This is a genomic window from Marinobacter lacisalsi, from assembly GCF_042651045.1.
GTDB lineage: Bacteria > Pseudomonadota > Gammaproteobacteria > Pseudomonadales > Oleiphilaceae > Marinobacter > Marinobacter lacisalsi.
Window position 1 is genome coordinate 140,096 of sequence record NZ_JBHSDI010000007.1, and the last position, 11,565, is coordinate 151,660.

General features: G+C 60.7%; 11 protein-coding genes. 7 read left to right on the forward strand and 4 right to left on the reverse strand.

The window, feature by feature from the left end; all coding sequences use genetic code 11:
* Positions 1–176 precede the first annotated feature (176 nt).
* On the forward strand, positions 177–1,289 hold the full coding sequence (locus ACFOZ5_RS04225) for an acyl-CoA dehydrogenase C-terminal domain-containing protein (RefSeq protein ID WP_379885635.1): 1,113 nt from the start codon (positions 177–179) through the stop codon (positions 1,287–1,289).
* A 27-nt stretch (positions 1,290–1,316) separates the two neighbouring features.
* On the opposite strand, the gene ACFOZ5_RS04230 is transcribed toward ACFOZ5_RS04225, so the two are convergent.
* Positions 1,317–2,114: an undecaprenyl-diphosphate phosphatase gene (locus ACFOZ5_RS04230; protein ID WP_379885636.1), complete on the reverse strand. Its 798-nt coding sequence runs from the start codon at positions 2,112–2,114 to the stop codon at positions 1,317–1,319.
* A gap of 233 nt (positions 2,115–2,347) precedes the next feature.
* Here ACFOZ5_RS04230 and ACFOZ5_RS04235 point away from each other — a divergent pair, with 233 nt between their 5' ends.
* The 5 genes from ACFOZ5_RS04235 to ACFOZ5_RS04255 all read left to right on the forward strand — a co-directional run bounded on the left by ACFOZ5_RS04235 (position 2,348) and on the right by ACFOZ5_RS04255 (position 7,561).
* A complete protein-coding gene (locus ACFOZ5_RS04235; RefSeq protein ID WP_379885637.1) occupies positions 2,348–2,590 on the forward strand; it encodes a hypothetical protein in 243 nt (80 codons plus the stop codon).
* A gap of 133 nt (positions 2,591–2,723) precedes the next feature.
* A complete protein-coding gene (locus ACFOZ5_RS04240) occupies positions 2,724–3,029 on the forward strand; it encodes a hypothetical protein (protein WP_379885638.1) in 306 nt (101 codons plus the stop codon).
* A 203-nt stretch (positions 3,030–3,232) separates the two neighbouring features.
* Positions 3,233–5,266 carry a PhoX family protein gene (locus ACFOZ5_RS04245; RefSeq protein ID WP_379885640.1) on the forward strand — a complete coding sequence of 678 codons (2,034 nt, stop codon included), beginning with the start codon at positions 3,233–3,235 and terminating at the stop codon, positions 5,264–5,266.
* A gap of 205 nt (positions 5,267–5,471) precedes the next feature.
* Positions 5,472–7,124 carry a methyl-accepting chemotaxis protein gene (locus ACFOZ5_RS04250; RefSeq protein ID WP_449288620.1) on the forward strand — a complete coding sequence of 551 codons (1,653 nt, stop codon included), beginning with the start codon at positions 5,472–5,474 and terminating at the stop codon, positions 7,122–7,124.
* 74 nt (positions 7,125–7,198) lie between these two features.
* Positions 7,199–7,561 carry a DUF4870 family protein gene (locus tag ACFOZ5_RS04255; RefSeq protein ID WP_379885642.1) on the forward strand — a complete coding sequence of 121 codons (363 nt, stop codon included), beginning with the start codon at positions 7,199–7,201 and terminating at the stop codon, positions 7,559–7,561.
* An 18-nt stretch (positions 7,562–7,579) separates the two neighbouring features.
* Here the strand turns inward: ACFOZ5_RS04255 and ACFOZ5_RS04260 are convergent, their stop codons facing one another.
* The gene (locus ACFOZ5_RS04260) at positions 7,580–8,890 is read right to left on the reverse strand and encodes an MFS transporter (protein ID WP_379885644.1); all 1,311 of its coding nucleotides are present in this window, start codon (positions 8,888–8,890) and stop codon (positions 7,580–7,582) included.
* A 165-nt stretch (positions 8,891–9,055) separates the two neighbouring features.
* Between ACFOZ5_RS04260 and ACFOZ5_RS04265 the strand changes: the two genes are divergently transcribed.
* Positions 9,056–9,895: a 23S rRNA (adenine(2030)-N(6))-methyltransferase RlmJ gene (locus ACFOZ5_RS04265; protein ID WP_379885645.1), complete on the forward strand. Its 840-nt coding sequence runs from the start codon at positions 9,056–9,058 to the stop codon at positions 9,893–9,895.
* 18 nt (positions 9,896–9,913) lie between these two features.
* Here the strand turns inward: ACFOZ5_RS04265 and dctP are convergent, their stop codons facing one another.
* Together dctP and ACFOZ5_RS04275 are read right to left on the reverse strand one after the other, a co-directional pair.
* Positions 9,914–10,960: a TRAP transporter substrate-binding protein DctP gene (dctP, locus tag ACFOZ5_RS04270; RefSeq protein WP_379885646.1), complete on the reverse strand. Its 1,047-nt coding sequence runs from the start codon at positions 10,958–10,960 to the stop codon at positions 9,914–9,916.
* 149 nt (positions 10,961–11,109) lie between these two features.
* Positions 11,110–11,511, reverse strand: coding sequence for a DUF4168 domain-containing protein (locus ACFOZ5_RS04275; RefSeq protein ID WP_379885648.1), 402 nt, complete (start codon positions 11,509–11,511; stop codon positions 11,110–11,112).
* Between the last annotated feature and the right edge of the window lie 54 nt (positions 11,512–11,565).

Sequence of the window (11,565 nt, forward strand, 5' to 3'; positions counted from 1 at the left end):
GGATCTGTGCCGCGCCTTCAGCCAGGCACTATCCCGTCGCAATGTGAGCCTGACTATGGATCTGTAGACCGCCCTGTGCGAGGCTGTCGCCGAATGTTAAGGCACACTAGGCGCCCGCCGGGCGGCCGGGCTCTCCGAACCCCGGCCCGTTGTCCATCAGATCAGAGTGAGAAATCATGGTTGCCAGTCAGGTCGAATCCCGGGAATTCCTGTTCCAGCTGTTTGACGTCCTTGATACCGGTGCCCTGGCCTCCCGCGATCGCTACCAGGAGCATTCCCGCAGCTCTCTCGGGGCCGTGGTGGAGACCTTCAGTCGTTTGTCGGCAGGTCGCAGCAGTGCCGGCGATGAGCGGGCGGAAGCATTGGCAGGTGATTCCGTGGGCGTAGTGCCGGAAGTCATCCTGACCCTGGGTAACGCCCTGTACGAGAGTGCCGGACAGCAATCGCGACTGTTCCGTACCCGTTCGGAAGATCTGGTGGCAGCGCCCATGGCGGCATCGGTCAGCGCCTGGCAGGATTACCGGGCATTGCTGGAAAAACTGGAGGCGGCGGATCTGGATGCACCGCAAGCGGCGGATTTGCGGGGGCGCCTGCTGGTGGCGAAGAGTCGCAGCGAAGCCGCTCTGGCCATGGGGCTGTATGGAGCGTCTCTGGCCGAGGATGTCCAGAGTCATCCCGAAGCGGAACGGCGACAGAACAGCGAACGTCTGCTGGCATTCCTGGAACCATTGATTGCCTGGTGGCCCCGGCAGGCAGCCTGGCTGACCTCAGTGAGCCTGGGAAAGGCGGGTGATACCAGCCGGATCCCTGATCCCGGGGAAACCAGCCGCCTTGCGCGGGAGTTTCTGGGGCAGCGGGTGTGGCAACACCAGAGCCATGGTTTGCAGTTGTTCCTGCAGTCCCTGCAGAAGGATCTTGAAGCAGCGTCCACCCAGGACACCCAGCAGTGGGCCCTGTCCCTGAGTGAGACCCTGCAACGGGCAGTGAAGGTTACCCAGGGGCTTGGGCAGGGCCTGCAGGATGGGGCGGAGGATCGTGTTCTGGCCAACGCCAGCCGTTACCTGCACCTGTTTGGTGAGATGCTGGCGGGCTGGATGTGGCTGCAACAGGCCAATGCGGCTGCGCGCAAACTGGCTGAGGCCGCACCAGGCGAGGAAAGCTTCTACCGGGGCAAGCTACATGCCGCCCGCTACTTCTTCCACTGGACCCTGCCGGAAGTGGCGCAGGACCTGGTGTTGCTGCAGAACCAGGACACCACCTGCCTCGATATGCAGGCAAACTGGTTCTGACATCGGCGTATGACGAGGGTCAGATCATCAGGCAAACACACCGATCAGGATAACGCCGAGGATGATCCGGTACGCCACAAACGGCATCATGCCGATGCGCTTGATAAAGGCCAGGAAGAAGTGGATACACAGGTAGGCAGAGATCCCCGAGAGCAGGACTCCCGCCGCCATGGCGCCCCACTGGATGGGTTCCGGTGTTGCCGCCAGATCCTTGATCAACAGCGCACAGGCCAGCACGATTACCGGAATGGACAGCAGGAAGGAAAAGCGTGACGCCGCCTCCCGGTTCATACCCATGAACAGGGCGGCGGTAATCGTGATGCCCGAGCGGGACGTGCCCGGAAAGAGGGCCACGGCCTGGGCACAGCCGATGATCAGAACGTCCTTCCAGGTCATCTGATATTCCGTGCGGCTGCCACGATGACGCAGGTCGGCCCAGGCCAGCGCCACGCCGAATACGATCAGGCCGGCGGCCAGATACAATGGTGATCTCAGCACCGTTTCAATGGTGTCCTTGAACGCGAGGCCTGCCAGTCCCACCGGTATGGTACCCAGCAGGACAGCCCAGGCCAGCCTGGCGTCAGCGTCCGGTTTACGGGTCTGAAGTGAGCGGAACCAGCTGCCGGTCATCGCCATCAGCTCTGTGCGGAAATACAGCACCACGGCCAGCAGGCTGCCCAGGTGAAGGGCAACGTCGAAGGCCAGACCCTGGTCCTGCCATTCGGTGAGCACCGGCACCAGGATCAGGTGGGCGGAAGACGAAACCGGTAGGAATTCGGTAATGCCCTGTACCAGAGCTAGGATCACAACCTGAAGCCAGTCCATGGATCATCCTGTTCGGTGGCGAGTTGAAAGGGGGGCTATTCTAAACAAAAGCCTCGACAGCGAACAGGTGGGCGATTGAATCGGTCTGACACATCGTCTCATTGTTGCTGCCGGTTTCTGGAAAATACCGGCAAACTGATCCAGACTTATCACGGTGTCTGATAATCATTATGCAGCATGGCGTATTTCCAGGAATTCGCTATTTTCGGTTCCCGCTCACCATAGGCAAGGATATGGCGAAAGCAAGGCCCTTACTGGAATCGTCCCTCAAGTCGAAACTGACCCATTACATCCTTCAGCAGCAGATTGTTGAATTGGTCTACCGGGATGCAGCCGGACAGGTTCAGGTAGTACATTCACGTATCCGTGACCTGTTCACCCGTCCCGGGGGCGATTATATCGCTCTGGACAAGGGTGTGCTGCTGGCAGTGGATCACATCCTGATTATCGATGGTTACAACCTGAACGGTTATTGACATCCGGTAATCTGATGGCAATGCAATTGTGACAGGTAGTGTCCTAGTATCGGTGCTGACGACACGGCGAACGTGAACCATGTCTCGATTTGTCGGGGCTGGCCGTGTTCTCACCAACCAAAAGGGATGACTGATGAAAAAGCTGACGCTGAGTTTCTTCACATTGATGTTGGTTCTGGGGCTCGCTGCCTGCAGCGACGACACCGAAGAAGGCGCAGATTTTGACCAGGCTGCGGAAAACGTTGAGGAAATGACCGAGGACGCGGCCGATGCCACCGAGGAAACCTTCGAGGATGCAACCGGCACTCAGGAAGGCCCGATAGAAGGTGCCGCTGAATCTGCCTCCGATGCCGCCGATGACATGGGCGAGGAAATGGAGGAAGCCGGCGAGGAAGTGGATGAGTCCATGGAAGAGGCCGAAGACGAAATGACCCAGTAAATCTCCGGGCACATCTTCGTCAGGAAGAGCAGGCATCCCGGGTGCCTGCTTTTTTTTGGTTTTTTCGGTGCCATCGAATTGGCATGCCAGGCGCCCTGTCATCCAGGGTAGTAAAAAGTGACAAGTTTCTGTCACTGCTCTGTAAACTATCCTGCCCATCCTGTGGTCTCCACAACCTCTGATAATCAGAAGTGAGAGAGACCATGAAAGACCAGAATGCACCCAGCCTGATCAAGCTTGACCCTGAACACGAACCCGTCGTGAACCACAGCGACAATCAGCCCTTCCATCAGGTGCTTTCTTCACGCATGCAGCGTCGGACTGTCATGAAAGGCACCATGGGCGCTGCCCTGGTCGGCTTTATGGGCCTGTCTCTGGCCGGCTGCGGCAGCGACAGCGATGATGACGACGGTGATGACAGTGGCAATGGCGACAGTGGTGGCCAATCCCTTTCTCTGGGTTTCGAGCCGGTAGCACCCACCGATGCGAATCAGATCACTGTGCCGGCTGGCTACACAGCCACGGTTTTCCTGCCCTGGGGGACGCCGGTAACCGGTGCCTATCCGGACTTTGACCTGCAGGCCAACAACACCGGTGAGCAGCAGGAGCAGCAGGTAGGCATGCACCATGACGGCATGCACTATTATCCCATCGACGTGAATGAGGGTGGTAACAGCTCCACTGAGGGCCTGCTGGTGTTCAACCACGAGTATATCGATGCGGACGCAGCGCATCCCAACGGGCCTACGACGTTGGGCAACGGTGACCGGCCGGCCGATGAAGTGCGCAAGGAAATTGCTGCCCACGGCGTCACTGTGGCGCACATCCGCCGCGACAGTAATGGCCAGTGGGAGCTGGTGCATGGCAGCGCGTATAACCGCCGTATCACCGGTGCCACACCCATGGAACTGCAGGGGCCGGTCCGGGGCGACGACAAGGTGGTGACCAGGTACAGCAACGATGGCACCGCTACCCGCGGCACCCTCAACAACTGTTCCATGGGCCCCACGCCCTGGAACACCTATTTGGCCGCCGAAGAAAACTGGCACGGCTATTTCGCTTGCCGTGACGAGCCCATGCCAAAGGAGTACAAACGTGCGGGTGTCATGGCCGAATCCCGCCGCTATAAGTGGGAGTTGGCGGATAGTCGCGCCGATGCATATGTCCGCTTCGATGCGACCAGCACTGGAGCCTCCGCGACTGACGATTACCGCAATGAGGCCAACACCTTCGGTTATATGGTCGAAATTGATCCCTTTGACCCGGAGTCCGTTCCTCAGAAGCGCACCGCCCTGGGCAAGTTCGGCCACGAAGGGGTGATTTTCGCCCCGGCGGTGGAAGGCCAGCCGGTGGTCTGTTATTCCGGTGACGACAGCCGCTTCGAGTACATCTACAAGTTTGTGTCGGCCCAGCCATATCGCGCTGCCACCGCCGATGGCAGCCTGCTGGACACCGGTACCCTGTATGTAGCCCGTTTCAATGACGATGGCAGCGGGGAATGGCTGCCCCTGTCCATGGACGATGCCGGCTTTGTCCAGAAGATGACCGACGCGGTTGGCACCATGGTAGGTGATATCCAGTTCGATGCGGCGTTCGAGGACCAGGCCGACCTGTTGTTGAATACCCGTCTCGCCGCCGATATCGCCGGTGCTACTCCCATGGATCGCCCGGAATGGGGAGCCGTGGACCCGCAGACCGGAGAGGTCTACTTCACGCTGACCAACAACGACAATCGCACCGAAGCCCAGGAAGACGCTGCCAACCCCAATGGCCCCAACCCGGATGGCCACATCATTCGCTGGATGGAAGCCAATGGCGATCATACCGCCACCACCTTCGACTGGGACATCTTTGTGTTCGCTGGCGACAGCGGCACCCAGACCGTGGTGGAGGGAGACGCCGTGGTGGAGCTGGATCAATCGAACCTGTTCAACAGCCCCGATGGCCTGTGGTTCGACTCTGACCGCCGCCTGTGGATCCAGACCGACGGGCGCTGGGGCGAGCCCTGGGGCAACAACATGATGCTGGCAGCGAACCCGGATACCCGGGAAATCAAGCGTTTCCTGGTGGGGCCCACCAACTGTGAGGTTACCGGTGTGGTGACCACCCCGGACCGCACCAGCATGTTCGTGGGCATCCAGCATCCGGTTGCCTGGCCCGAGGACTCTGCGGAAGGACATCCCCGCTCTTCCGTTGTGGTTGTGACCCGGGATGGTGGTGGCGTTATTGGGGCGTGATGCCCTGACCAGTCGCTGAACGGAAACAGATAGCTTCGATATCTGCGCCGGCCCTCGGGCCGGCGTTTCTGTGTCCATGCGGTGTGAATGTTAATTGATGTAAATTGAAAGCCTGATTTAACTAAAGTCGGATTTATTCGCGGTGACTTTGTCGTATGCTGACCTGACTATAATATGAACAATACAATAATTCAGAGAGGTCCAGATGGGGATGCCAGACCGGTTTGCTGTGTTAACCGGGTTGCTGCCATTGCTTGCAACTTCCGTGGCAGCAGGTATGAGCAGCCAGGCGAGTGCCGGCAATGTATGGTTGGTTGTGCTGGTGACGGCACTTGCGGCCCTGGTGACGGGTGGTTTGTGGTGGCGGTGGGTGATGTCGCCCATGCTGGTGGCCACCGATCAACTCGCCCGTGGAGAACTGGACCGGCGCCATCCATGGTATGCCCGTTTCCAGACACTGCTCGAGGAGGCGGCCACTGGCCGGACCCTGACCGGAACCCTGTCCAGCTCCGCAGACCAGAACGCGGTTTCCGCGGCCGAGGTGTCCTGGGCCGTGGACCAGCTCAAACAACGCCTGGACCGCCAGGTCAGTGAAACCCGGCAAATGGCCGACTATGCCGGCCAGGTCACCGAAACCGTCCGTGACAGTGCCCGCAAGGCCGGAGACGCCGCCGAGCGGGCTCAGGGTGCCAGCCGGCTCAGCGGCGATGGCCGCGGGGCCCTGGAATCTGCCATCGGCGATATCCGCAAGGTGCATCAACAGTCAGAACAGAATCTCTCGTTGATCCGCGAACTCAACGACAAGTCTGACCAGATCCAGGGAGTCACCTCGGTCATTGAGGCTATCGCCGAGCAGACCAATCTGCTGGCGCTGAACGCTGCCATCGAGGCGGCCCGCGCCGGTGAACAGGGGCGGGGGTTCGCCGTGGTGGCCGACGAAGTAAGAAGCCTGGCATCGAGAACCACAGAGGCCACTTCGGAAGTGGCCGGTGTGCTGGCGGACATACGCCAGGCCACCGCCAGTATCCTGGATGGTGTGGAGCAACTGTCCGATTCCGTGGACCGGGGACTGACATCGGTGGAGTCTGTCTCCGGCAGCCTGGAGCGTATCGGACATGAGGCGGACCAACTGGAGGTTGAAGTGTTTGCCATCGCCGAAAGTGACCGGGAGAACGAGCGCAACCTGGAGCAGATTCTCCAGGGGGTGGAAACCCTGCGGGACGAGATGTCCGAGAGCGACCGGGGTGTCGGCGAGCTGGCGACTCAGGCGGCGCGCCTGATGGATCTGGCGGAGCAGGCTAATGCCGCCTTTGCCGCCAGCAGCAGGGAAAGCTATCACCGTTTCTTTTACGAGCAGGCGACAACCACCGCCGATGCCATTGGTAAACGCTTCGAGCAGGCTCTGGAGAAGGGCGAGCTGACTGAGGCACAACTGTTTGACCAGCAACGCACGCCTATTGCGAATACCTCTCCCGTCAAGTACCACAGCGGCTTCGATGAGTTTACGGATCGTGTGCTGCCGGAGTTCCAGGAACCGGTCGCAGCCTCCCATGACGCCCTGGTCTTTGCCATTGCCACGGCCCCCGATGGTTACGTGCCTACCCATAACCGGGTTTTTGCCCATGAGCCTACCGGTAACCCGGAACAGGACCTGGTACGCAGCCGCAGCAAGCGGCTGTTCAATGACCGCACCGGTGCCCGTTGCGGCAGCCACACCGACAACATGCTACTGCAGACCTATCGCCGTGATACCGGCGAGATCATGCACGACCTGTCGGTGCCGATCTTCGTGAAGGGTCGCCATTGGGGTGGGTTGCGGCTTGGCTACAAGCCGGCCACCAGCCACACGGGACGCTAGTGTTAAGGCACACTGGTGTCCCGCCCTCATCAGTGCCTATACTGGGCCAACATGCTCAAATACAGGAACAAGCCTTGACCGATGCGGAATTTATTCCCGCCGGGCAGCAAGAGCGACGCCTGGACGAAGACCCCCTGTGGAAGGTGGTCGTCGCCGTCTATCTGCTGCAGGCGTTAGCCATTCCCACGACCGGCCTGATGGCGGTAGCCGGAGTCATTATCAACTATGTGAAGCAGGACGAGGCCCGGAACCCTACGCTCGCTGCCCATTTCCGCTGGCAGATCCGCACCTTCTGGCTCGCGCTGTTGTGGGGGGTGGTAGGCACTGTGACCATCGTCATTTTCATCGGCTGGTTCATCCTGCTGGGGCTGGCCATCTGGTATATCTACCGGGTGGTGCGGGGCGCGCTGGCGCTGAATGATGGTCGTGCGCCCTGATAATCCCGGGACGGCGCCTCAGACCTCTTCCAGGCGCACCGCACTGACCGCACCTGCCAGGCCCATGAAACCCAGTGCCAGAATCACCGCCACGTTTGACACCAGTGACAGCAGGGCGGTCAGGCCGCCGACAACAAGCAGCAGCAGACCGATGACCGAGTTGCTGACCGAGGTGTAATCGGTCCGCTTGTTACCGCCGGCCATATCCACAAGATAGGTCTTGCGGCCCAGGCGCACCCCGGCGTGGGCGATGCTGAGAATAAAGAAGGCGAGGGGGTAGAGCCAGATGCCACCGACCTGCTCGCCGTAAATCAACGCTGAAAAACCCACCACCAGGCAGATACCACTGGCGATGATGGCACCCCGGATCATGACCTGTCGGCTGCTGGCATCCGCCATCCAGCCCCAGATACTGGCGCTGATGGAACTGGCCAGGCTGCTGGTGAGCAGGAAAACCCCCAGCAGCCAGGCGGAATCGGCCTGTTTCTGCGCCAGCAATACGAAATAGGGCGCCGCCAGGGCGGAGCAAAGCAGCAATGCACGGGTGATCACAAAGTGGCGGAACGGCGGGTCATCCCGCAACAGACTCAGGTTATTGAAGGCATCCTTCAGGGCATTGCCGCCACCGCTGGTTTCGCCGTTATACTCGTCGACGCTGGCAAAGAGCACGCCGGCCACCACCCAGAAGCCCGCTGCCAGCAACAGCAACAGGCTATAGAACAGCATTGACGGGTCGCCCCGGTCCCAGAACAGCACGATGGTGAGTATCGCGGTAGCGCTGCCGCCCAGGGTGGTGGCCAGACCGGACAGGCGGCCCCGGCGGCCCTTGGGAATGCACTTGCCCTGCACATCCTTCATGGATACAGAACAGAACCCCCGGGCCAGGGAAAACAGCACCAGTGCCGCGACCACCACACCACCGGCGTAATAACCCTGCAGGAACCATACCCCGGCAGCCATGGTGGCAACACTGACGGCCTGGCCCAGGGCGCCGAGGGTCCAGAACCATTTGCGTACCGGTTTGCGCCTTACCCAGGCACCGATGACCATCTGGGGCAGCATCGAGCCCGACTCCCGGATCGGAACCAGCCAGGCTACCAATGCCGGCGCCCCAACGGCGTTCAACAACCAGGCCAGGACGGTTTTCGGGCTGATCAGCAGATCACCGAGCTTGGTCAGCACGTTACTGAACAGGATCAGGAAAAAGTTGCGCGGTACCTCCCGGCAGGCGTCCTCCGGCAGATCGGTACAGACTCTGGCATCCTCTTCATTGGCGATCAGGCTGTAGAGCTGGTCAGCGGTTTTCAGCGAGCGTTGCGTCTCCGACAAGGGCGATCTCCCGGTTGATGGTAAGTCACGATGGTCGAGCCGTCGTTTGTTGATGGCAAAGATTAACAGGCTTTCCCCGTCAGTCGTACCGGCACCCGCCTTGTCTGGAAGTCGATCATCGGGCCTAATGAAGCCACCCCTGATACGGAGTCCGGAGCGGATCGGATGTTGAGTTATCTCCACGAGTACCACGCCGGCAATTTTGCCGATGTGCACAAGCACGCGGCCCAGGTGCTGGCCCTGACCATGATGCAGGCCAAGCCCTCGGCCATCGCCGGCTTTGATACCCATGCCGGGATTGCCCATTACGACCTGGAAGCGGATCGCGCCCGCAAGACCGCCGAGGCGGATGCCGGGATACGGCGGCTATGGGCGCGGCGTGATCAGCTTTCGGGGGCCGACTGGCAACCCATTCTGCAGGAGCTCGAACGACTGAACAGGGGGCTGGAGCAACTGCGTTATTACCCTGGGTCGCCGGCCTGGTTCAGCTGCCTGCAACGGGAACAGGACTCGCTGACCGCCTTCGAGCTTCACTCCGGAGAGTCATCACGTCTGCAGCAATGGGCCCGGGAGCGCCCGGTGTCGGTGCTGGCGGAGGATGGCCTGAACGGATTGCTGGGTCACCTGCCACCGCGGGCGCCGCGACTGCTGGTACTGGTGGACCCGTCCTATGAACTCAAGGAGGATTACCGGCGCGTGGCGGACACTCTGGCCAGGGCCTGGCAGAAGTGCCGCCACGGGGTTTTCCTGGTCTGGTATCCACAGCTGACCAGTGGCGTTCACAGTCAGTTGGCGGAACGACTGGCACGCAGTGGCGTGCGCAAGATCTGGCACAGTGAGGCGCTGCTCAATCAGCCGCCTGAGCGGGGCATGACCGGCTCAGGCATGCTGGTGGTGAATCCACCCTGGGGGTTCGGGGACCGGCTGGGCACCATGTTGGCAGAGGTCGCCGGACCGGATGGTCTGGATATCCGGCATCAGCAGGACTGGCTGGTGCCCGAGTAGACAGCGGCACCCTCGTGCCTAAGGGCCGGATAATGCCTGCACCCGCTGCAGGATGCGCTCCCCGCGTTCTCCGGCGCGTGCCCGGTAGGCCTCACGGGCGGGCAGGCTGGCCTCCAGGAATCGTGCACGTTGTTCATCCGTCAGTTGTTCCAGGGTGATGCGGCCGGACTCCCGCAGCTGCTGCAGTCGCCGCCGGTTATAGTCCCGCTGGATCTCGTCGATGAACTCCGGCATGCCACTACGGGCCGCGTCGACCCATTGGCGATGCTCTTCGTCCAGGTTGCGGTACCAGTCGCGGTTGCTGACCACACTGGCCACAAAGCGTGTGGCCTTCGGCGCAGTCATCACCGACTGCACCTCATGGAAATTCATTTCCGCAATGGCAAAGGCCGGATTGCTCTGACCGTCCACCTGACCCAGCTGGAGGGCATCGTATACCTCTGAGTAGGGCAGGTGCACCGGATCAGCACCCCAGGCCCGGAACACTTCAGCCTGCTGGGGGGCCGTCATGGTTCGCATGCGCAGACCGGAAAAGTCATCCGGTGTGTCGAGGGCCCTGTTAGCCGTCCAGATCATCCAGCCCTCCGGCACCAGGTCCAGCAATTGCAGGCCGGCGTCCTGCCACCCGGCCTGAAGCAGCTCGCGCAGTTCATTATCGGCCAGCACCTTGCGGTTGGCGCCGTCATTTTCCGGAAACAGGAAGGGCAGAAGGAAGACGCCGGCTTCGGGAATGTCGTCGGCGACATGGCCGGGAGAGGCAAAGGCAAGGTGTACCCGGCCGTCGGTCACCAGTCTGGTCAGTTGGGGCGAGGTGCCAATGGAGCCATAGGGGTAGACTTCCACCTGAATCTGTCCGTCGGACAGTACCTCAATACGGCGGCGGAATTCCTGAGCCCAGGCGTCCTGAACACTGCCGCCAATTTCCTCCAGGGCAAAACGCCAGATCACCGGTTCCGGCTCGTCAGACAGCAACCCCTTCACCGGGTTGTCATCGTCGCTGCAGGCAGACAGCAACAGTCCGCTGGCGAGTGCCAGCATGAGGGCGCCATAGTGCCTGGCTTTCATGAAATGGTGTTCTCCGTGCGCAGTGCGTGTCTGAGGCTATCGTAGACGAGATACAGTCATTACGGTACCGGCGCGGGCCCGTCTCGCCAACAAAAAAGCCCCGCCAGAGGCGGGGCAAGCTGAGCAGGATGTGTTCGGAGGGTCGTTCGTTACATCAGGGCATCCACGCGGTTGCGCACGCTTGGCTCGCTGTTGTATGCGGTTGCGATCGCATTGTAAGTGGGGATATCCAGGCCGGCGTCCTCAATCACGGAAACCATTTTGTCGTTGGCCTCCATCTGAAGTTCCCGGGCATCATCCTGGGAATCGGCATCCTCAATCTTGCCCATGTACTCATCACGGATATCATTGATGCCGTCCTGGGCTTCCACGAACTTGCGCAGTTCTTCATCGTTGTAGCTGGTTTCGGCTTCACCGCTGGCAGCCGGGTTGCTGTAGGTTCCCTGGTCGGTCTGGGCCGGCTCCTGGGTGGTCTGGGACTGGGCGTATACAGCCGGTGCGCCGGCTACCAGTGCCAGTGATACGGTGAAAGAAGTCAGCAGTTTTTTCATGGTCAGTCTCCTTGTTGACGAAACGTTCGGTGTCGTTGTTTATAGCATCCAAGA